Origin of the sequence: Stieleria magnilauensis, assembly GCA_007753675.1 — a bacterium.
In the GTDB taxonomy this organism is placed as follows: Bacteria; Planctomycetota; Planctomycetia; order Pirellulales; family Pirellulaceae; genus Stieleria; species Stieleria magnilauensis.
Genome location: CP036432.1, coordinates 6,088,214 through 6,107,088 on the forward strand (window position 1 = coordinate 6,088,214; position 18,875 = coordinate 6,107,088).

Sequence of the window (18,875 nt, forward strand, 5' to 3'; positions counted from 1 at the left end):
CCAGCGCTTCACTGACCTTTTTCACTCCACTCAACCAAGGAACCATCCATGGCCAACCTACAAGGCTTTGACGCCAACGAAGTCGAACCCGCCAACGATCTCGAACCGATCCCCGTGGGCAAGTACGTCGCCGTCATCACCGACAGCGAAATGAAACCGACGAAATCCGGCGCTGGATCGTATCTTCAGCTGACGTTCCAGATCATCGAAGGTGATCATTCTGGGCGTTTATTGTGGGTGCGATTGAATCTCGACAATCCGAACGCAACAGCAGTCGAAATTGCACGCCGGGAACTCTCATCGATCTGCCGCGCGGTCGGTGTGCTCGCCCCGACGGATTCCACCGACCTGCACAACTTGCCCTGCATTATTCACGTTCGCGTCAAGCGTCGCAGTGACACCGGTGAGCTGCAAAACGAGGTGAAGGGCTACAGCAAGCGGGATCCAGGTAGTGGAACTCTGGAAACCGCCAGCCCGGTAGGCGTTGGTCCTCAGTCCGCCGCCTCGACCGAGGCGCCTTGGAAGCGATAGCCGCGGCCTCTCTCTGATCGCTTCCAAGTTCAACAGCCGGCCGGCACGGAATGCCGGTCGGCTGTTTTCGTTTCCGTGCCCAAGGCGTCGCACCATGTTCAAACTCAAGTTGCCATTCCCACCAACGGTCAACACCTACTGGCGACACGTCGGCCAGCGCGTGCTGATTAGTCGTCGCGGGCGGAACTATCGCACGAAAGTAATGGAGTATTTGCAAACGCGCGACATCGAAACACTCACCGGTCCGCTGTCGGTCAACATCGAGCTCTACACACCCGACCGACGCCGCCGCGACGTTGACAACGTCCTCAAAGCACTCTTGGACTCGCTTCAGTGGGGCGGCGTGTATGAGGACGATACTCAGATCTTTCGTTTGGCGATTGAAAAGATCCTTCCGGAAGTCAAACCGAAAGGAAAGCTGAAACGTCGAACACGTGCAGAGATTGAGGCAGGCGTGGAACTACCCAAGCCATTCGAAGGCGAGGCTCTTGTCTGGGTAATTCCGCTTGCCGAAGAAGCCAAGCCAAACATCGAACGAATCTGCCTGCAGTGCAACCAGCCGTTCTCATCCAGCGGACCGGCCAACCGAATTTGCGGTGATTGCAAGCGAGGCCAGTCAGAGATGTCGCCGAACGCCGTCCCAAAATGGCTCGGAAAACGCCACAACGGAAAGGCGCTCTGATGAAGCTGCGTGCCTACCAACAAGCCGCGGTCGATGCGGTCTACCACCATCTGCGTGAGCGGGATGACAACCCGGTCGCAGTGTTGCCGACTGGCGCCGGCAAATCCCTGGTATTGGCGAAAATCGCGAGCGACGCTGTCGGGCAGTGGGGTGGCCGCGTATTGATCTTGGCCCACGTCAAAGAACTGCTCGAGCAGAACGCCGACAAGGTTCGCCGGCTTTGTCCCGATATCAAGGTCGGCCTCTATTCGGCTGGACTGAAAAAGCGAGACACGAATACGCCAGTGTTGGTCGCTGGCATCCAAAGCATCTACAAGCGAGCTTGCGATCTCGATCCATTCGACCTCATTATCGTTGACGAAGCCCATCTGATTTCCAAGAAGGGTGACGGCATGTATCGGCAGTTCCTGGCCGACTGCAAAGTCATCAATCCCCATGTCCGCGTCATTGGCCTGACTGCCACGCCGTTCCGCCTCGACTCGGGCATGATCTGTTCGCCGGATCACTTTCTCAACCGTGTTTGCTTCGAGATCGGAATCAAAGAACTCATCCGCGATGGCTACCTCTGCCCGCTGATCTCCAAGGCCGGCGTCAACCGTGCGGACTTCTCGGGTGTCCACATGCGGGCTGGCGAGTTCGTCAATGAAGAGGTCGAACAACTGGCCGGCGATGCCGCGCTCGTATCGGCCGCGTGCGCCGAGATCGTTGAACTGACAGCCGATCGCCGAGCCGTGTTGATCTTCGCCACCAGCGTCGCACACGGTCAGCAAATCGTTGAAACCTTGCGGAGAAATCATGGCATTGAGTGTGGGTTCGTCACCGGGCAAACTCCTGCAGCGGAACGCGACGAGATCCTTGCTCGCTTTCGTGGCGACCCTGGCAACGATTTGTTCGGTCAAGAACCGCTGCGCTATCTCTGCAACGTCAACGTACTGACCACGGGTTTCGACGCTCCTCGCGTTGACTGCGTGGTCATGCTTCGTCCAACCATGTCACCCGGACTCCTATATCAATGCGTCGGACGCGGCTTTCGATTGCACGCCGATAAACAGAACTGCCTGGTCCTGGACTTCGGCGGAAACATTGAACGTCATGGACCGATCGATCAGATCAAACCCAAAGAAAAGCAATCACGATCCGGTCAATTGCCGCCGGCCAAAGAATGCGAGAAGTGCCACGCGTTGGTTGCGTGTGGTTATGCAAACTGTCCGGAATGCGGGCAGCCGTTTCCTCCACCTGATCGCGAATCGCACGAGGCACAGGCGAGTGAAGCTGGTGTACTATCCGGCGAAGTCACCGACACGGACTATGACGTCCACGATGTTGTTTATCGCGTCCATCGCAAGCGCGAGGCCGAGGATGACGCACCTCGCTGCTTACGCGTCGACTACATGATCGGACTCGATCATTGGCAAAGCGAATTCATCTGTATTGAACATTCTGGCTTCGCCAGACGCAAAGCGGAAACGTGGTGGCGGCAGCGCTGCCTTGATCCGTGTCCTGACGACGCTGGCGAAGCTCTGGAATTGGCCGATGCCGGACTACTCGCGGCACCCGAGTCGATCACGGTCCGCTCGATCTCCGGACAACGGTACGACCGCATCGTCCACCATCAGCTTTCCGAGATTCCGAATACGGCTCTCGAAGAAGCTCCGTTCTAAATCACCACCCAGCACCGACTCTTTCCCCCGCCACTAAAAGGATTGTTTGTGCAACAACGCTTCGAGCTATTTGACGGCCCCTTCGACGGACTCCACATCGTCAGCGATCTACCATCAAGCAAGCAGCTTCGCAGTCTTGCCATCGACTTTTACGATGAAGATGATGAGGATTGTTACCAGAACACTCCCATGGATACGAAGTCTGCGAAGTACGACCTAACGGATACCGACGAGTCGAGTGATCTGATCGTGCATCGACTTCATCACAACATGACATTGCCCGTCAAGTGTCCCGTTTCGGCGGATCTCTGGTCCAAGTGTGCCTGGTCGATGACGACCGGAGATCGTCATCGATGGAACACTTGGCGATACGAAATCTTCGCAGCCGCTGAGACCTGTCGCGATGTCGCGAAGCAATTCGGCGACAACGAACTCAATGAAACCATCGACGAGTTCGAAACCCTGGTTCTGCAGATTCCACACATGGATCCGGTCGACCGCTGAGTCGTTGGCCGAAGTCATTCAGGGAATTGCAGGGGGAGTAAATGTCGATGGTGGAACCCGAACCGATGGACGCGCGCTCGTGGGTAGCAAACTACCGCGAGCGTGGATGGTTCGCTGTTCCGCTGCGCCCACGCTCCAAGTCGCCGGCTCGACGCGACTGGACAAGTCTCCGTCTGACGCCTGAAGTTTTCCCCGAAGGCTGCAACATCGGATTGATCTTGGGTGAGCCCTCGGGCTGGCTCGTTGATGTTGATCTCGATTGCCCAGAGGCGATCGAATTGGCCGATCAGTACCTGCCGCCGACGCCGGCTATCACCGGCCGGCCGTCTTCGCCCCAGTCCCACCGCTGGTACATCGCCGCCGGCGCGACCACCGAGAAACATACCGACCGTAACGGCTCAATGATCGTCGAGCTCCGGTCCACCGGTGCGCAAACCGTGGTTGGTCCGAGTGTCCATCCAGATGGTGAACTCTATGACGCCCTCGACTCCTTTCCTGCGATCGTACCTGCTCCCATGTTGGCCGCTTGCGTGAAGGCCCTCGCCGATGCCGTCATCGTCAAACGTGGTCAGGTTGTTGCTTCACCCGTTCAAGAGCCGTGTCCGCGAGCCTCCGGTCGATCAATCGACAACAACCTGGAACAGCGAGCCATTGCCTACCTGGCGGCGATGCCACCCGCCATCGCTGGCTCCAACGGACATTCTCAGACCTTTTCCGCCGCAACCGCACTCGTCCATGGCTTCGGAATCGAACCTGAACGAGCCCTCGCGATCCTTCAATCCGAGTACAACCCGCGCTGTGATCCGCCTTGGTCTGATCGTGAACTGCAGCACAAAATCAATCAGGCGGTTATCAAACCACATGACCGTCCGTTCGGTTGGCTTCGCGACGATAGTCCGTTGGAACCTGCCGGAATCGCGGTGGACCTCAGCGGTTTCAACACCGAGCCGGCAACCAAAGTCTTCCATGTCGACCCTGATCTTCCAAAGCCGATGCCGGAAGATCCTGGTGTATTGCCCGACTCTCTTTTGCGTTGCCCTGGTTTCATTGCGGAGGTCATGGACCATTGCCTCGAATGTGCTCCCTATCCGAACACAGTGATGGCGTTTTGCGGAGCGGTATCGTTGCAAGCCGTTCTTGCGGGCCGACGCGTTCGTGATCCCGGGGACAACCGGACGAATCTATATTTGCTCGGACTCGCTCATTCCGCCGCGGGCAAGGACTGGCCTCGCAAGCTGAACATGCAAATCCTCCAACAAGTTGGCATGGCGGACTGCGTCGGGGAACGCTTTGCCTCAGGCGAAGGCATCCAGGACTCGTTGTTCCTGACCGAGTCGATGCTGTTTCAAACCGACGAAATTGACGGACTCCTGCAATCGATCAACAAGTCCCGCGACGCCCGGCACGAGCAAATCATGTCAACGCTGCTGACCATGTACTCGTCGGCGAACAGCGTCTATCCCATGAGGCGTAAGGCGGGGAAAGAAGCGGCCGGCGTTATCAACCAACCCAACCTGGTTGTCTTCGGCACTGCGATCCCGAACCACTACTACGCCGCTCTCTCGGAGCGAATGCTGACCAATGGTCTTTTCGCACGCATGCTGATCTTCGAGTGCGGCCGGCGTGGCAAAGGCCAGGAGCCCAAGATCCGAGAAATCCCCGAATCGGTTCGCGAAACTGCCGATTGGTGGGAAAACTTTCGTCCCGGCACCGGCAATCTTGTCGATTGGAACCCAACGCCGGCGATCGTTCCCCATGACGATAGCGCTAGGCAACTCCTGAGCGACGCCCGAGTCAACGCGGAGGAGATGTACGATGCCGCGGAGGAGGACAATGATTCGGTCGGAACTACGGTTTGGGGTCGCGTGAGCGAACAGGCTCGCAAGCTCGCGTTGATCCATGCCATCAGTCGCAACTGCCGCGATCCGATCATCGATGCCCAGTCAGCCCGCTGGGCCATCGAGGTCGTCGAGCACCAAACGCGTCGCATGCTGTTTATGGCGGCGTCTCACGTGGCCGAGAACCCGTTTCATGGTGAATGCCTGCGACTACTTGAAAAGCTGCGCAAGGCACCCGAGCGGACGCTACCGCATAGTGTGTTGCTCAAGCGGATGAAGATGGAAGCGAAGGTGTTTCATCAATTGATTGACACGTTGGTTCAGCAAGGCGACCTCAACATCATCTCCGCCGAGACTGCAGGACGTCCACAGCGCGGTTACCGAATGACCGAGCAGGCGATGGCCAAAGAGGACGGTGAAGGAACGGGGTGAAAGTGAACGAAGTCGGTCGTCGCGGGGTGAAAGAGAGTGAACGAACGAGAAAGAAGGGTGAAGGAAGTTTGGCCGTAAAACACGCAAATATAAGAAAAAAATCTCTTCTTTCACGTATTCACCCGCACCCACCCGCGCCCGCGAGATGCCCGCGTATGTGTGTGTCTATGCGACAGGGGGTGAAAGAGGGAAAGAAGTTCTCGACCGCCGCCGGCGAAGTCGTTTAGGTACTTCCGGCCGAATCGTTTTCTCACCAGGGCCGCGGGAACAGCCGCGCTATTAGGCACAGTTTGTTTTGTTTGTCCGAACAAATTTGCCGTTCCGATTCGCACCTTCAAAAGCCTCTCACTTCGCAAATGTCGTGTAAGTGGGATACGCCTTGTAAGGATCCGAATCCGCCGACACTTTCATCGTCGTTCCGTTTACCACGTCGTGCTGCATGATGGCTCCGTCCTTGGCGAAGAGCAGGAACTTGTTATCCGTTGAAATCGAAACGTACCAAGCCTGGGTGGACGGATCCAACTCATCGAAGACCACTTCATCGGTAATGGAAGGCACGGAAGCATCAAACTTCGCATAGACCATCACGCCGCCCTTGTACATATTGTGGCTCGAGTCGACCCATTTCTGGTAGGCGATCATTGTTTCGTCCCGGGACAGTGCGATCTTGTGAATGAACTTATCGTCACAGCGTTGAACCTTGACGTAATCTGCTTTGCCGCCATCCGACGGCGTGGCAAGAAAGCTCTCTCCCCTGCGCTGTATAAACACTCGCCCATCTGCAAGGTGCGGATTGACCCAGCCCCAAGGAGCCAACCTTTGTTCTGCGCCCGGCTGTCCATCGAAATCGTTCCAATGGGGACCGCGATCCTTCACATTCATTCGGTTAAAGCTAACACGCTGCGATCCATCCCGTGTCCAGTAGGGTTCGGTATTAAAGCTCTCTTCCCCAGCGATGATCTCTTGCAGACCGCTTCCGTCGGCGTTCATTACACAAACGGAAGAAAGCCATGTTTCGCAACACGGACCGTTAACCGCATAGCGTCTGAAGAAAGTGATTTTGCTGCCGTCAGGACTGAAGTTGGGCTTGAAGTTCCACTGCGTAGTGTCGGTCAGGTAAGTGATATCCGATGTCTTGGTTTCAGGGTCATACACGGTCCGTGCGATTTGCCATCGGCCTTTCACATCCGCCGTCGTACAGACGTAGGTCACCTTCCCCGCAAGAGTGAGCACCACATTCTCAGTTCCGCCGGTCGACGCGATGCTTCGCGAAACAGAGTCATAGCCGGCTTTGCTGAATGTGATCTCATCAGCGGGCGCCCCATCAAAGCTGTAGTGCCCTTCCGCATCCGTTGTCATCGAAAGTCCCGCATCTTTCAGCGTCACGGTCGCACCCTCAAGGGGAACGCCATTGCTCCCGTCCATGACCAAGCCGGAAAGGTTGGCTGCGTGTGTGCAGACACATGTAGACAACACCATAAAGACGACGATGCATCGGAACATTCTTCGCTACCTACAGACTTGGATCAGCCCATTGCCTGACTCAGGCCGTGGCACAACGAAAGTAGTCTAACGCCGGAAAGTCGAAGATTGTAGATCGCCGCGAAGATCGCACCAACAAACCAACCAAAAATTTAGCCAGCGAACGACCGAACCCTTCCGTTTCTCTCCTCGCCTTGGAAGGGCTTTTGCACATGCAGGTCGAAATGTGGTCGCTTGATCGGATCAAGCCTTACGAAAAAAATCCTCGAATCAACGACGATGCGGTTGCTCCGGTCGTCCAGTCCATCAACGAATTCGGTTTTCGGCAACCGATCGTCGTGGATCCCGACGGCGTCATCATCGTCGGCCATACGCGTTGGAAAGCTGCCAAGCAGCTGAATCTCGCCCAGGTGCCGGTCCACGTGGCCACGGACCTAGAACCCGAAGCGGTAAAGGCCTACCGCATCGCCGACAACCGAACCGGCGAGAATGCCCAATGGGATTATGATCTGCTGCCACTCGAAATCGGTGAACTGCAGCATGCCGGATTCGATTGCGAACTACTCGGTTTCGACACGGATGAGTTGGCCAAGCTTCTCGATCCCGGCGTTGAACCAGGACTGACCGATCCCGACGATGTCCCGGAGCCACCCGACGATCCAGTCACTCAACCGGGCGACCTTTGGCTTCTCGGAGAGCACCGGCTACTGTGCGGCGACTCGACCAGCGTCGAAGATCTTGATCGCCTTTTAAACGGTGCAAAGATTCAACTTTGCAATACCGATCCGCCGTACAACGTGAAGGTCGAACCACGCAGCAAGAACGCGATCGCAGCCGGCAACAGTTCGTTCGAGGCAGGCAAGGGTAAGTCCAAAGATGGTCCGAAGAAGATGCGAGCCAAGGACCGGCCGCTGACCAATGACTTCGTTTCTGACGAAGAGTTCAACCGATTGCTCGAAGCCTGGTTCGGTAATATCGCTCGCGTCTTGGAACCCGGCCGCAGCTTCTACATCTGGGGAGGCTTCTCAAACATCGCAAACTATCCGCCCGTGCTGGCCAAGGCCGGGCTGTATTTCTCGCAGGCCATCATCTGGGACAAGATGCATCCTGTCATGACGCGCAAAGATTTCATGGGCGCGCACGAATGGGCGTTCTACGGCTGGAAAGAGGGTGCCGGCCACAAGTTCTACGGCCCGAACAACGCAACCGATCTGTGGCACGTCAAGAAGATTCCGCCACAGCGGTTGGAACACCTCACGGGCAAGCCGGCTGAGCTCGCGGTGATGGCGATGCAGTACTCATCGCGACGCGGCGACAACGTTCTCGATCTCTTCGGCGGCAGCGGATCGACCTTGATCGGTGCCGAACAGACCGGCCGCAAGGCTTTCTTGATGGAACTCGACCCACCGTACTGCGACGTGATCGTCGATCGTTATCAACGGTTTACCGGCAAAGCCGCCGTGCTCGAGCGGACCGGTGAGTCGCCGATTCCCGTCGGCGCTCGCGAGGAGAACATGCGATGAGCGGCGGCGTCAGGTTCTTTGATGCGTCCACCGCCCTTCGCCGTGGAGATAGATGTGCTCAGCATTCAGATAGCGAGCTAGACGTGGCAGCTCGCCGGCGGCGTGTAGTACTTCGGTTGGCCGGTTGGTTGCAAAGTACTCGGGCTCAGCTGGCCGCGGCGATATGGATCGCAGTTCACCACCTTCGATCAACTCAAGTGCTTCATCTGAATCGAGGTAGCCTCCTTCAAGGATCGGCATCACGTGATCGGGATACCCGTCGAAGTGCAAGTAGGTCGCGACGACCGTTTCGTCGGGCAATTGCAGAGCGATTACAGCGCGAGTGGACATGTTTCATTCTCCTGATTGGGTTTGGGGTGAGGCATCGATGCGTTGAACTTGGTCTGGCGGAATGGAGAGCATCAGCGATCGTCCGCCGTCCCAATCCACGTCGACTTGCGTCCAATCGCTTTGCGGATACACGGCGGCGACCGTTCCGATGGTGCCGGCGGGAATCGGGTCGGGGTCGTCCATCGAAAGCAAACGAATTCGGTCGCCCGCCTTGAGGTTGCATTTTGGTTTCATCAGTTGCGGACTCCGTTGGTTTCGTCGAGTAGCGTGGCGACCTCTGATAGCTGAGCGTTGATGAGATTGACCGCACGAACGTGATGCCATCGGAGGTCCTTGGATTCGGGACGCTGCATGCAATCGAGTTGCAGTTCGATGTGCCGCAACAAGTCGCGAGCGATCTGATGACCATTCTCGTATGCCGGGGCGGGTTCGATCGGCCGAGGATTGAGGGTATGAACTTTGCTCATCGTTGTTGTCCTTTTTCATTGAGGAAGATTTCGGTTCCGTTCTCGAGTTCGACCTTGGTGGCACCGACGCGTTTCGCATCGGCGACAATGGTTTGAACTGGCAGCGGATCGTCGACTTCGATTCGCCGGCCGTCGGCGAAGACAACGGTTGATCGCCAGCGTTGCGGTTGCAGGTTTGGCATTTGGTTCTCCATGTTCGTGGTAAGAAACGGCGTTCGCGTTAACACACATGAGCCATGCGCCGGCAAACACAGCAAGCGAACTTTGCAAAGCATGCGGAAAGATTCGCCATGTTTTTCGTCTTCGAGAAATCGCGGCCGTCGTTGCCGTGTGTGGCCTCGTGAAGTTGCGCGGCCAGGCAGCCGGCCAACGACAAAACGCCCGACCGTGGCCAACGTCGGGCGTGTGTGGCGAAGCGTTCGTTGAGGGTAGAAAGTGTCGAAGCTAAAAAGAGAGTGGGACCAAGACGTGCGCGTTCCGGCCAACAACCGCGAACTCTTCGCCGGCGGTTGTTCGGGCGATGATCATGCCGCCGCGTCGAACCAAGTGTTCCACCGTGCCGCGTTCAAAGCGGTCACCATTGGCTGTCCGCAGTTCGTATCCCATGTCGGGTTCCGGCGTTGCCGTTTCCCCTTCAGCAAGGTCCTCGATTTGTCGAACGTCTCCGATAAACATTTCGCCGGCCTCCTATGCGCGAACCGTGAATCGGCCGCGATCGGTCTTCACGAATCGGCTCTCCTCACCCTTGGCCAAGTCGCGAAGGATCGCGGAGTACAGCGTCGCGTGCGGAGTCTTTCCGCCGGGGCTTTCCCAAAGGTTCTGGTCGACCATCGCGGTGATCATTTCTTGCGTGTTCATGGGTTCGCCGGCGGATTCCAAAACCTGCAAGGCGGCTTTGACGCACGAAAGCTTTTTCTCGCCGCCGGTGCTGGCTTCGGATTTCTTCTTGGCGACACGCTTCTTCGCTCGCGTGGCGGGCTCAGCAGTCGATTCGGCCGTCCGCGCCGGTCCTTGCAAGCGGCCGGCTGTTTTGATGCGAACCTTTTTGTTGGTCGAAAGGTTGGTCGCGTCCCAGCCGCCCGCGACGTTCTCCGCATCGATCCGCACAACGACTTTCTTGTTCGTCACTTTGGCGTAGTACTCACCGCCGATCTTTACGTCTGCCTTCTTCATTCGTTTGTCTCCCAATTCGTGTTCATGGTTGGCTGCCATCGTCAGGCCGCGGGAACCGCCCGCGACGACGCCGGCCCGATTCGTTCGAGGAAAGGGGCCGGCGTTTCGGCTTTCGGTTCACACCACCCCGCCAAGGTTGCTCTTGCGAAGCAGGTCGTACATTTGCAGGAAGAGAAAATGCTCGTCGAGCAGCGGGCCGGCGTGGCCACCTTGGTCGGCGTCGGCTTTCTCCAAAGCGTCGGCCAGCGGTTTCAAGTTGTCGGCAATGCGGTAGTAGCTTTCGCGAATGTCTTGGTAGGTCGCTGGATCAAGTTTTTGCATCGCACTGCGAAGGTCGGCGGTCTTGTTTTCTTTGGCCATGGTTTTGTCTCCGGTAGAAGGTCGTGGTTCTTGGTTCGCCCCGTCGGCGTTAACACACATGAGCCATGCGTTTCGCAGCACAGCAAGCGAAGTCCGAAAAGAATCTGCCGTCTTTTTGCAGCTTTCGATCGGCCCGCGACGTTCGGCCGAGTTGCCGTCCAATGGGCATGCGGCAAAGCACCCGCAAACGAGAAAATGCCGCGACAGGTTGCGAACGTCGCGGCGTGTCGGGCAGGGAGAACAAGTGCCGATCAGTCTTCGTCCGAAGCGAAGTGCTTTTTCAACTCCGCCAGTTGTTCACAAAGATGGTTCAAGGATCCGACATGCCCCCAATCGATCGGGAACTCTTCGTTACCCGGTGCCGGCATGTCCTCGACGGTTTCGTGCAGATCCTCCAGCAAGGTCAAAGCTCGAATGTGCGCGGCTGCATAGGCGTCTTCCATTTTGTCTCGGTTCTTCATTGTTTATTCCTCAGTTCGTGAATAGAAAGGCCGGCGGCGCTCAATCGCGCCGCCGGCTTGTTGGTTCGCGTTTAGCAATCGCGGCAGGTTTCCCATGCCCGCTTGCTGCCGTAGCAGATCTGGCCGCCTTCGACGATGTAGACCATCGCGTCCTCGGCGACGTCTTGTTCGTCGGCGAATTCGTGCGGGTCGTCTTCCTCCGCTTCGTTCATCTCCGCGCCGCTGGTAACACCTGCGATACGATTTTCAAAGGGCCAGTTCTGCTGCGTCATCAATCGCACTTCGCAGTCTTCGCCATGCTCGTCGCGGTACTCTTCAAGCAATCCGATCAGTTCGCCAAGGGTCATGTTTGTTTCTCCGTTTGGGTGAATGAAAAACCGTTTTCCGATGACACACATGAGCCATGCGGTTCCAAACACAGCAAGCGAATCCAGGCAGTAATTCGCAGGGTTTTCGCAGGTTTATTGATGCCGCCCGTGTTGCCCACATTCGCCGCGTGTCGCAACATGGCAAAAGCCGCGTCTACCTTTGGACCTTCCAAAACGTGGCCACCGAGGCCAACGTGTTTGCCACAAAACGGCGAAACGCCGCGCTCTAGAGCGCGGCGTTCAAAGATTCGTAGCGATGGCGTTCAAATCGCCTGGTCGTATTTGCGGGCCAAGTCAAGAAGCTTCTTTTTGACCGGGCGAAAGTCGCATCCGTTTTCGCCGGTGGTCAGTTCGCCGAATCGTTTGTTGCGAAGTTCGCCCTTGTACCAACCCTTTGTCCAACCCAACCGGTAGAAGAGCCGGTTCAATTCCGTTTCCCCGTGGCCGGCGTCCGGTCGGTCCCAGCAAGATTTGGTTCCGGGTTTCTTGGCGTAATCCCATCCTGCACATCGTTTTTGGTTCATCGCAAGTTCGGCCAAGCCCAGGATCATTTGGATGTAGCCGATCAATTTGGTTTTGTTGAGCGTTCCGGCGAAGGCCCGGATCTCAATCCGTTGCCGGCCGCGAGCTAGGTGCGTCAGGTTCAAAAGGTGGTAGCGGTCGGCCTCGCAGCGGGTCTTTGCCGCATCCTTGTTTCCGTAGGTTTTGATTTGCTTAGCCCATTGGTTTCGTTCACGGCGTCGCGTTCCGGTCGATGCGTAGATGGCTTTTTCATGGTTGGCGATCAAGGAAATCAGTCGTGCCAAGGCCGCCGCATCGCCGTTCCAAGAAATGGTGATGTGCAGCCCGCAGGATTCGTTGACCCGAGCGCCGCGTTCTTTGATCGCGTCGACCGCGGTCTCGACGTTTTGCAAACCCTCGCGTCCGCGCAGGACCGGCGAAACAAACTCACAAGGTTTGCGGCCGGCCGGCGTGCGGATGCTGCCGTCGCGTTCCGCTTTCCAACCCGCGGGCAACCAGGAAACCGGAAGGCCATTGTGGTAGCCGCCGATCGGCGTGCGGTCGTGTCCGGGCATGTGAGTTTCGATTTCGATACCGAAGGCGATGTCGTTGGCGTGCATGTTTGTGTCTCCGAAAAGCATGGAATTCGTTTTGCGCTGACACACATGAGCCATGCGTTTTGAGACACCTCAAGCGAAGTTTGAAAGTAATGTTCCAGTAATTCGCAGCTTTCTTTTCGCGCCCACAGGCGGCCAGTTTTGGCCCCACGTCGCCGCCGAAAACATGCGGCCACTGACCGCAAACATGCACATGATCGCGACAGTCGCCGACGTGTTAGCGCAGTCGCAATTCCCCCACGGAGCCCGCCATGGAAGGCAGTAACGAAGAACTGAACCCGAATGCGATGACCGCCGAACAAATGGCCGCGATGTTCTCCAAGTTGCGCCGGCGAAAGGTCCCAGTTGCCGAGTTTGAAGCCGATATCGAGGCCGGCGCTCCGACCAACGGTGCCGGCCGCTTGAACCTATTGACCTACACCGCATGGATGCTGAAGGAGGCCGGCCGTGGCGAATGACCCACGCAAATTGAAGCCGAGCGAGTGCTGCCGGCTACTCAACTCGACTCCGCTCGGCACCGTGATCAACGAACGGCAGTTGCATCGCCATCGAGTCGAAGCGGGTAATCGCATCGGAGATGGCCGGCATGTCGATCTATTGGCGTATGCAGATTGGCTCCATGAGAAACGGCACACACCGAAACCGGCTTCCGATGTCGATCCGTATGCAAAGCTCAAGGAGAGCGCCCGAGCGCGAAATGCCGCCATCGCTTTGGCAGGTCGCGATATCGGAGAGTTACCAGCAGTCGAGATTCCCGAACGCAAGGCCAAGGCAGCCGGTTCATTCCGAGCGTTCTGCGAAGCCTACTTTCGCTTGACCTTTCATCTTGAGTGGTCGCCGGACCACTTGAAGGTGATCAACAAGATTGAAGAAGCCGTCATTCGTGGCGGTCTCTTCTCGCTCGCCATGGCTCGTGGATCCGGCAAGAGCTCACTCGCCGAAGTCGCCTGCATCTGGGCGGTACTCAATGGCTATCGCGACTTCGTTTGTTTGATCGGCAGCGATGAAGGTCACGCCTGCGACATGCTCGATTCGATCAAAACCGAACTCGACAGCAACGAGCTGCTTGCCGCCGACTACCCGGAAGTCTGTTTCCCCATCCAGGCCCTCGACGGAATCGCCAACCGTGCAAACGGACAACTGTTCGGGGGTCGAAGAACGCAAATCGGATGGACCGCCAAGGAAATCGTCTTGCCAACGATCGCCGGCAGCAAAGCCAGCGGCGCGATCATCAAGGTTGCCGGTCTCACCGGTCGCATCCGCGGCATGAAATTCAAACGGCCTGATGGCAAGACGGTCCGGCCGTCGTTGGTGGTGCTGGATGACCCGCAGACGGATGAGTCCGCTCGATCTCTATCGCAATGCGCCAACCGCGAAGCGATCCTCGCCGGTGCGGTCCTCGGACTGGCAGGCCCAGGCAAAAAAATCTCTGGCATCATGCCTTGTACCGTCATTCGCCCGGGAGACATGGCCGACAACATTCTCAATCGCGACCTCCACCCGGAATGGAACGGCGAACGGACACGTATGGTTAACGCGTTTCCGACCAACGAGACGCTCTGGCAACGTTACGCCGAGATCCGAGCGGAAGGGTTGCGGGCCGGCGATGGCGGAGCAGCCGGCACTGAGTTCTATCGCCTGAACCGTGAAGCCATGGACGTCGGCGCAGATGTCTCGTGGAAGGAGCGATTCAACCACGACGAGCTATCCGCGATCCAACACGCGATGAACTTGAGGCTTCAAGACGAAGCCGCCTTCTTCGCCGAATACCAGAATGAACCGCTGCCGGAAGAGACCGTCGGTGCCGATCAACTGAGCGCCGACCAAGTCGCTGCCAAGATCAACAATCTGCCTCGACGCCGAGTTCCGATCGCCGGTAACCATCTAACTGCGTTCATCGACGTCCAAGGCAAACTTTTGTTCTACGTCGTCGCCGCCTGGGAAGACGACTTCACCGGCTATGTTGTTGATTACGGAACCTATCCCGATCAACAGCGAACCTACTTCACGCTTCGCGACGCTCGGCACACCTTGGCTACGGCCGCCGAGGGCACCGGACTCGAAGGCAGTATCTATGCTGGCCTTGAATCTTTGACGGAGGAGCTACTCGGTCGCGAGTGGCAACGCGACGACGGTGCAGCGATGAAGATCGGTCGCTGCTTGATTGATGCCAACTGGGGCCACTCGACCAACGTCGTCTACCAATTCTGCCGGCAAAGCTCCCACGCCTCGATCCTGTTGCCATCGCACGGGCGATTCGTGGGCGCCTCATCCAATCCATTTAGCGAATACAAACGCCGGCCAGGTGATCGCGTCGGACTCAACTGGCGTGTTCCAACCATCCACGGCAAACGAGCCATCCGCCATGTGATCTACGACACCAATTGGTGGAAGTCATTCACGCACGCGCGACTCGCAGTAGCGATGGGCGACCGAGGCTGCCTCTCCATCTTCGGCGACCGCCCAGATCAGCACCGCATGTTCGCCGAACAAGTTACCGCTGAATACTACATCCGCACCGAGGGCCGCGGCCGAACCGTTGACGAATGGAAAGCCCGTCCCGAACAACCCGACAACCACTGGCTTGACTGCTTGGTGGGGTCGGCCGTTGCCGCGTCGATGCAGGGTGCATTGCTTTTCGGAACCGATCTTCCTGGGCAGCGACATGGCAAACGCGTCAGCTTCCGCGAGTTGCAGCAGAAGCGACGGAACTAGAGTTATTCGTTGTTCGCCTCACTAGAATCGAACGGCATCACGAGCGTAATATTGTGATGGATCGCTTCGTAGGCTTCACCGTCTTCGCTGCCCGGCGTGGCAAACTCGACTGAGCTTCTTAGGGTTAATGATCCCTTGCTCGGGCGTTTCAGTTCTATCCTGCCATCAGCGTCGGTCTTCACGTTTTCTCTGAGGCCGTCTGGCCCTCGAACAAAGACCATGCGATCGGCAACTGGCTCACCCTTCCACAGCAGACTGAACTCGATTTGTCCGCCATGGTCGTGTGGAACCAAGTCAAGATCCATTTGCTCGGCACGTCCCAATTCGTGCATCGCGTCATGAGACTCGACACTCAGATTCCGCGCGTAGTAGTGAAGCAAGACTTTCTTCGTACCGTACTCATAGACACCAAACTTGCCGTACGCATCGACGCTGTACTCCTTTGACTCTGGCAGAGCGACTCGCATCCAGCGGTTGTCTCCAGCTTTCACTTCTTCCGCCTTGATCGGTTTGGGTGCAGGTTTCTCGACAGTACGAATCCAAACATCACTCGTACCCAAAAAATGATCCAAGTAATGTCCGTCGCCGGCTTTTGGAGCCTCCTCGAAATAGATGTTCGTCCCTTTTGTCCCAGAATCTCGGTCCACGGAGATCCAAAGGTAATGAGCGTTCGCTGTCGCAGCGATGCAAACGCCGGCGAGTAGAAAAGCGAAGGGAGTCTTCAATGATTTCATTGGGTCGCTTCTATGAGTTGATTTCGAGTTTTGACGAAATGACAGTTCGGTTCAGCTGATGATTATAAATCAAATTGAGATCGCATCGGCTAAACGCAAGGCATCGACCGAGTTTTCGCATGGAACCTATTGCTTCTAGCCGACAACACTATCGATCTTGTCCTGCATCGATTGCTCGCGATCCGTGCGTGTACCGACTTTGACGGTGGTCGTGATCCGAGGTGCGCCCATTGCGTGTACGCGTTCGTGGCAAAGCTTGATCGCGGCGAATACATCGTCCCAATCGCCTTCGATGTTGGTTCCGTACGCATGGAGTTGGTGCTCCAGTCCTGCTTCGTGAAGCACCTTCTGGCATTCAGCGACGTACTTGCTCACTGAAACGCCGACTCCCATGGGAACGACGCATAAATCGACAATGACTTTCATTCTTGCTAACTCGATGTTGGTTTGGATGAGGCGATGTTGCTCCGCTAAACTACTCCCGACTTCGGCCGCGACCGGTCGTCCGAAGCGGTCGCGAACTTTGCCCTTCAATTTCGTGTCGTGACGGTTTGACCTATTGATTGAGGAGTGGCGATGACGTCAGACGACGAAGAGATCAAAGAAGAGGACCGGGAACCCGGCCCCGAAGTGACGACCAACCTGTTTCGCAAGTGGCAAAAAGCTCGACGGGGTTCCATTGTAGCCGAGGATATGTCCAATCCCGTCTGGGCTTGGTTGTTTCGAGGTCGCGTAGATCCCTACCACGCAAACGAACGTTTCAAATCACGGCTGGGAAAAATACTCGGCAGCGTCGATTTTCCGGATGAACCTCGCTGGGCTGGGTGTCGAATGGGGCAATCGCGAACCGAACTCGCCGACGGTCGAGTGTTTTGGATCGCCGGAGAGCACGAGGACTACTACGATCCAGATTTCTTCATCTACAACGATGTCATCATCGAGCACGGGGACGGTGCCGTACAGATCCTCGGCTATCCTGAAGAAGCTTTCCGCCCGACTGACTTTCACACGGCGACGTCAATCAACCGTGGAAAAGAGATCTTGCTCATCGGAAGTATCGGCTATCCCGACGATCGCGAAGTGGGACGAACCCAGGTCTACTCCCTCAATACGGACACGCTTGCGATTGAGGAGATTTCCACCAGGGGCAACCCTCCAGGATGGATCAGCAAACACAATGCACAATTGAACGAAGATGCGTCAGCGATTGTGGTGTCTGGCGGAGACTTGTTGACCGAAGATGGCTTCCTTGAGAATATCGATGACTGGTCATTGTCACTGGCCGACTTCTCCTGGACTCGATTGACGATCCGAAAATGGACTCGGTTTCAAGTTGCTCGTTGCGATCAAGCGAGCCTGCATCTGTGGAGCTATGAAATGCGGAAGTTCTCACTTGATCATCCAGGTGCAGGTTTTGACCGCGAGGATGACTTGGCGGATGAGATCGGTACAGAGCCAAACATGGATGCTTACGAATCCCTTTACCGACCGCAAATGACGCACACGTCGTTGGATCCCCAAGACGAATGCGACGAGGATTGGCGGACTAAGAGAATCGATGTGGAGGGCGTGCAAGTGCGCTACGTCGACAATATGGATCATGTCACAGTGACTATTGAAGGGAATTTAGCCCCAACAGTCGTCGAAGAACTTGCAGAAGATCTGCATGCGAAGCTCGCACTCGTCGAGAATGCAGAATGCCGGATCAAATGGATTGAATAGGCGATCGAGCACAAGTTCGTGATCGAACGGAGCACTGACCAATGGACTCAAGCGATACACCACGTAGCAAGCTCAGAGGTGGATTGAAGATCGACACAGAGGTTGTCGGCACTGGGGTTGTTGCGTCGCGCGGCGATTCAGCCGTGGTCCGACTGGAGATCCGGCTCAATCGTGGAGACGTCGTTGCAACGTTTGATGAACATGCTTTTGTGGTTGGCAAACGGCAAGTCATCGCCGCTGTGGACTACGCCGTGGAAGGAATGCAAGTCGGCGGGCATCGCGAACTGAAAGCCGGTCCGCATCTTTGTTACGGTGCTGCAGGTGTTCCCGGAAAGATTCCCTCGAACGCCGTCTTGTGTATAAGAATCGAACTGCTGCGTTGCGAGAAATCGGGCTGACCAATGGGCCGTTCCAAAAGCATCGCCGACAAGTGGTAGCGGAATGGTCGGCGAGCATTTCTCAAAAAATACTCACCTGTTTCGACTTTTGACTTCGAAAGTTGGAAGGTCTAGAGGTAACGGGAAACATCGATTCCTCCTCTAGATCGTTTGATGGCTGAAAACCTTGAAGATGAGATTCGCGAGAACGCGAAAGGGCCAGCGAAGGCTTCGGGCGACGCTGGTTCGGTGGAACAGCACAAGCTGACCGATCAGATTGCGGCTGACAAACATCTCGCCGGCAAGAATGCCGTTGCCAAGCCGCATCGTGGGCTTCGCTTCAACAAGATCGTGCCGCCATCTGCTGGCTGATCTTTCTTTCGCTCTCCAATTCAAA

24 protein-coding genes and 1 other RNA gene are annotated in these 18,875 nt (G+C 56.6%); 11 read left to right on the forward strand and 14 right to left on the reverse strand.

The features are described from left to right. Positions 1-48 precede the first annotated feature (48 nt). The 5 genes from TBK1r_RS21705 to TBK1r_RS21725 all read left to right on the forward strand — a co-directional run bounded on the left by TBK1r_RS21705 (position 49) and on the right by TBK1r_RS21725 (position 5,648). The gene (locus tag TBK1r_RS21705; protein ID WP_145215312.1) at positions 49-531 is read left to right on the forward strand and encodes a DUF669 domain-containing protein; all 483 of its coding nucleotides are present in this window, start codon (positions 49-51) and stop codon (positions 529-531) included. A 94-nt stretch (positions 532-625) separates the two neighbouring features. Continuing rightward, on the forward strand, positions 626-1,213 hold the full coding sequence (locus TBK1r_RS21710) for a RusA family crossover junction endodeoxyribonuclease (RefSeq protein ID WP_145215315.1): 588 nt from the start codon (positions 626-628) through the stop codon (positions 1,211-1,213). Further along, on the forward strand, positions 1,213-2,874 hold the full coding sequence (locus TBK1r_RS21715; protein WP_419580252.1) for a DEAD/DEAH box helicase: 1,662 nt from the start codon (positions 1,213-1,215) through the stop codon (positions 2,872-2,874). Before TBK1r_RS21710 ends, TBK1r_RS21715 begins: the two co-directional genes overlap by 1 nt. Before the next feature lie 48 nt (positions 2,875-2,922). Further along, entirely contained in the window at positions 2,923-3,378 is a 456-nt protein-coding gene (locus TBK1r_RS21720) for a hypothetical protein (protein WP_145215321.1), read from the forward strand. A gap of 47 nt (positions 3,379-3,425) precedes the next feature. Next, positions 3,426-5,648 (forward strand): bifunctional DNA primase/polymerase, encoded by a 2,223-nt coding sequence (locus tag TBK1r_RS21725; RefSeq protein ID WP_419580253.1) that lies wholly within the window; start codon positions 3,426-3,428, stop codon positions 5,646-5,648. Positions 5,649-5,993: 345 nt separating this feature from the next. Here the strand turns inward: TBK1r_RS21725 and TBK1r_RS21730 are convergent, their stop codons facing one another. Continuing rightward, positions 5,994-7,151, reverse strand: coding sequence for a carboxypeptidase regulatory-like domain-containing protein (locus tag TBK1r_RS21730; RefSeq protein ID WP_145215327.1), 1,158 nt, complete (start codon positions 7,149-7,151; stop codon positions 5,994-5,996). 191 nt (positions 7,152-7,342) lie between these two features. Between TBK1r_RS21730 and TBK1r_RS21735 the strand changes: the two genes are divergently transcribed. Next, a complete protein-coding gene (locus TBK1r_RS21735; RefSeq protein ID WP_145215330.1) occupies positions 7,343-8,653 on the forward strand; it encodes a DNA modification methylase in 1,311 nt (436 codons plus the stop codon). Positions 8,654-8,662: 9 nt separating this feature from the next. On the opposite strand, the gene TBK1r_RS21740 is transcribed toward TBK1r_RS21735, so the two are convergent. The 11 genes from TBK1r_RS21740 to TBK1r_RS21790 form a co-directional block, all read right to left on the reverse strand. Then, the gene (locus TBK1r_RS21740) at positions 8,663-8,983 is read right to left on the reverse strand and encodes a hypothetical protein (RefSeq protein ID WP_145215333.1); all 321 of its coding nucleotides are present in this window, start codon (positions 8,981-8,983) and stop codon (positions 8,663-8,665) included. 3 nt (positions 8,984-8,986) lie between these two features. After that, positions 8,987-9,217 carry a DUF4314 domain-containing protein gene (locus tag TBK1r_RS21745; protein ID WP_145215336.1) on the reverse strand — a complete coding sequence of 77 codons (231 nt, stop codon included), beginning with the start codon at positions 9,215-9,217 and terminating at the stop codon, positions 8,987-8,989. Beyond that, positions 9,217-9,450 (reverse strand): hypothetical protein, encoded by a 234-nt coding sequence (locus TBK1r_RS21750; RefSeq protein WP_145215339.1) that lies wholly within the window; start codon positions 9,448-9,450, stop codon positions 9,217-9,219. Before TBK1r_RS21750 ends, TBK1r_RS21745 begins: the two co-directional genes overlap by 1 nt. Next, positions 9,447-9,632 (reverse strand): hypothetical protein, encoded by a 186-nt coding sequence (locus tag TBK1r_RS21755; RefSeq protein WP_145215342.1) that lies wholly within the window; start codon positions 9,630-9,632, stop codon positions 9,447-9,449. The genes TBK1r_RS21750 and TBK1r_RS21755 overlap by 4 nt, the downstream gene beginning before the upstream one ends. A gap of 262 nt (positions 9,633-9,894) precedes the next feature. Continuing rightward, complete coding sequence (locus TBK1r_RS21760) at positions 9,895-10,125, reverse strand: hypothetical protein (protein ID WP_145215345.1); 231 nt, start codon at positions 10,123-10,125, stop codon at positions 9,895-9,897. Between the two features lie 12 nt (positions 10,126-10,137). Beyond that, a complete protein-coding gene (locus tag TBK1r_RS21765) occupies positions 10,138-10,623 on the reverse strand; it encodes a winged helix-turn-helix domain-containing protein (protein ID WP_419580254.1) in 486 nt (161 codons plus the stop codon). Positions 10,624-10,649: 26 nt separating this feature from the next. Continuing rightward, an RNA gene (locus TBK1r_RS21770) (hammerhead ribozyme type II) lies at positions 10,650-10,734 on the reverse strand. Between the two features lie 6 nt (positions 10,735-10,740). Beyond that, the gene (locus TBK1r_RS21775; RefSeq protein WP_145215351.1) at positions 10,741-10,983 is read right to left on the reverse strand and encodes a hypothetical protein; all 243 of its coding nucleotides are present in this window, start codon (positions 10,981-10,983) and stop codon (positions 10,741-10,743) included. Positions 10,984-11,234: 251 nt separating this feature from the next. After that, positions 11,235-11,444 carry a hypothetical protein gene (locus tag TBK1r_RS21780; RefSeq protein WP_145215354.1) on the reverse strand — a complete coding sequence of 70 codons (210 nt, stop codon included), beginning with the start codon at positions 11,442-11,444 and terminating at the stop codon, positions 11,235-11,237. 71 nt (positions 11,445-11,515) lie between these two features. After that, a complete protein-coding gene (locus TBK1r_RS21785) occupies positions 11,516-11,791 on the reverse strand; it encodes a hypothetical protein (RefSeq protein ID WP_145215357.1) in 276 nt (91 codons plus the stop codon). A 284-nt stretch (positions 11,792-12,075) separates the two neighbouring features. Beyond that, on the reverse strand, positions 12,076-12,933 hold the full coding sequence (locus TBK1r_RS21790) for an amidoligase family protein (RefSeq protein ID WP_419580255.1): 858 nt from the start codon (positions 12,931-12,933) through the stop codon (positions 12,076-12,078). A gap of 248 nt (positions 12,934-13,181) precedes the next feature. Here TBK1r_RS21790 and TBK1r_RS21795 point away from each other — a divergent pair, with 248 nt between their 5' ends. Both TBK1r_RS21795 and TBK1r_RS21800 read left to right on the forward strand, forming a co-directional pair. After that, positions 13,182-13,388 carry a hypothetical protein gene (locus TBK1r_RS21795; protein ID WP_145215362.1) on the forward strand — a complete coding sequence of 69 codons (207 nt, stop codon included), beginning with the start codon at positions 13,182-13,184 and terminating at the stop codon, positions 13,386-13,388. After that, complete coding sequence (locus TBK1r_RS21800; protein WP_145215365.1) at positions 13,378-15,645, forward strand: terminase gpA endonuclease subunit; 2,268 nt, start codon at positions 13,378-13,380, stop codon at positions 15,643-15,645. The genes TBK1r_RS21795 and TBK1r_RS21800 overlap by 11 nt, the downstream gene beginning before the upstream one ends. 2 nt (positions 15,646-15,647) lie before the next feature. Here TBK1r_RS21800 and TBK1r_RS21805 read toward each other — a convergent pair whose 3' ends face one another. Together TBK1r_RS21805 and TBK1r_RS21810 are read right to left on the reverse strand one after the other, a co-directional pair. Then, the gene (locus TBK1r_RS21805; RefSeq protein ID WP_419580256.1) at positions 15,648-16,292 is read right to left on the reverse strand and encodes a hypothetical protein; all 645 of its coding nucleotides are present in this window, start codon (positions 16,290-16,292) and stop codon (positions 15,648-15,650) included. A 222-nt stretch (positions 16,293-16,514) separates the two neighbouring features. Further along, on the reverse strand, positions 16,515-16,805 hold the full coding sequence (locus TBK1r_RS21810) for an MTH1187 family thiamine-binding protein (protein WP_145215371.1): 291 nt from the start codon (positions 16,803-16,805) through the stop codon (positions 16,515-16,517). 441 nt (positions 16,806-17,246) lie between these two features. Between TBK1r_RS21810 and TBK1r_RS21815 the strand changes: the two genes are divergently transcribed. The 3 genes from TBK1r_RS21815 to TBK1r_RS21825 all read left to right on the forward strand — a co-directional run bounded on the left by TBK1r_RS21815 (position 17,247) and on the right by TBK1r_RS21825 (position 18,850). Next, complete coding sequence (locus TBK1r_RS21815) at positions 17,247-18,101, forward strand: hypothetical protein (protein ID WP_419580257.1); 855 nt, start codon at positions 17,247-17,249, stop codon at positions 18,099-18,101. 41 nt (positions 18,102-18,142) lie between these two features. Beyond that, complete coding sequence (locus tag TBK1r_RS21820) at positions 18,143-18,499, forward strand: FKBP-type peptidyl-prolyl cis-trans isomerase (protein ID WP_145215376.1); 357 nt, start codon at positions 18,143-18,145, stop codon at positions 18,497-18,499. A 153-nt stretch (positions 18,500-18,652) separates the two neighbouring features. Next, positions 18,653-18,850 carry a hypothetical protein gene (locus TBK1r_RS21825; protein ID WP_145215379.1) on the forward strand — a complete coding sequence of 66 codons (198 nt, stop codon included), beginning with the start codon at positions 18,653-18,655 and terminating at the stop codon, positions 18,848-18,850. Positions 18,851-18,875 lie beyond the last annotated feature (25 nt).

What these genes read in the sequence shown, in the direction of transcription:
- TBK1r_RS21740 (WP_145215333.1), bottom strand. Translation starts at nt 8,983, where the DNA reads ATGTCCACTCGCGCTGTAATCGCTCTGCAATTGCCCGACGAAACGGTC.
- TBK1r_RS21825 (WP_145215379.1), top strand. Translation starts at nt 18,653, where the DNA reads ATGGCTGAAAACCTTGAAGATGAGATTCGCGAGAACGCGAAAGGGCCA.
- TBK1r_RS21725 (WP_419580253.1), top strand. Translation starts at nt 3,426, where the DNA reads ATGGTGGAACCCGAACCGATGGACGCGCGCTCGTGGGTAGCAAACTAC.
- TBK1r_RS21705 (WP_145215312.1), top strand. Translation starts at nt 49, where the DNA reads ATGGCCAACCTACAAGGCTTTGACGCCAACGAAGTCGAACCCGCCAAC.
- TBK1r_RS21775 (WP_145215351.1), bottom strand. Translation starts at nt 10,983, where the DNA reads ATGGCCAAAGAAAACAAGACCGCCGACCTTCGCAGTGCGATGCAAAAA.
- TBK1r_RS21735 (WP_145215330.1), top strand. Translation starts at nt 7,343, where the DNA reads ATGCAGGTCGAAATGTGGTCGCTTGATCGGATCAAGCCTTACGAAAAA.
- TBK1r_RS21785 (WP_145215357.1), bottom strand. Translation starts at nt 11,791, where the DNA reads ATGACCCTTGGCGAACTGATCGGATTGCTTGAAGAGTACCGCGACGAG.
- TBK1r_RS21820 (WP_145215376.1), top strand. Translation starts at nt 18,143, where the DNA reads ATGGACTCAAGCGATACACCACGTAGCAAGCTCAGAGGTGGATTGAAG.
- TBK1r_RS21810 (WP_145215371.1), bottom strand. Translation starts at nt 16,805, where the DNA reads ATGAAAGTCATTGTCGATTTATGCGTCGTTCCCATGGGAGTCGGCGTT.
- TBK1r_RS21790 (WP_419580255.1), bottom strand. Translation starts at nt 12,933, where the DNA reads ATGCACGCCAACGACATCGCCTTCGGTATCGAAATCGAAACTCACATG.
- TBK1r_RS21780 (WP_145215354.1), bottom strand. Translation starts at nt 11,444, where the DNA reads ATGAAGAACCGAGACAAAATGGAAGACGCCTATGCAGCCGCGCACATT.
- TBK1r_RS21745 (WP_145215336.1), bottom strand. Translation starts at nt 9,217, where the DNA reads ATGAAACCAAAATGCAACCTCAAGGCGGGCGACCGAATTCGTTTGCTT.
- TBK1r_RS21750 (WP_145215339.1), bottom strand. Translation starts at nt 9,450, where the DNA reads ATGAGCAAAGTTCATACCCTCAATCCTCGGCCGATCGAACCCGCCCCG.
- TBK1r_RS21710 (WP_145215315.1), top strand. Translation starts at nt 626, where the DNA reads ATGTTCAAACTCAAGTTGCCATTCCCACCAACGGTCAACACCTACTGG.
- TBK1r_RS21765 (WP_419580254.1), bottom strand. Translation starts at nt 10,623, where the DNA reads ATGAAGAAGGCAGACGTAAAGATCGGCGGTGAGTACTACGCCAAAGTG.
- TBK1r_RS21730 (WP_145215327.1), bottom strand. Translation starts at nt 7,151, where the DNA reads ATGTTCCGATGCATCGTCGTCTTTATGGTGTTGTCTACATGTGTCTGC.
- TBK1r_RS21760 (WP_145215345.1), bottom strand. Translation starts at nt 10,125, where the DNA reads ATGTTTATCGGAGACGTTCGACAAATCGAGGACCTTGCTGAAGGGGAA.
- TBK1r_RS21795 (WP_145215362.1), top strand. Translation starts at nt 13,182, where the DNA reads ATGGAAGGCAGTAACGAAGAACTGAACCCGAATGCGATGACCGCCGAA.
- TBK1r_RS21755 (WP_145215342.1), bottom strand. Translation starts at nt 9,632, where the DNA reads ATGCCAAACCTGCAACCGCAACGCTGGCGATCAACCGTTGTCTTCGCC.
- TBK1r_RS21715 (WP_419580252.1), top strand. Translation starts at nt 1,213, where the DNA reads ATGAAGCTGCGTGCCTACCAACAAGCCGCGGTCGATGCGGTCTACCAC.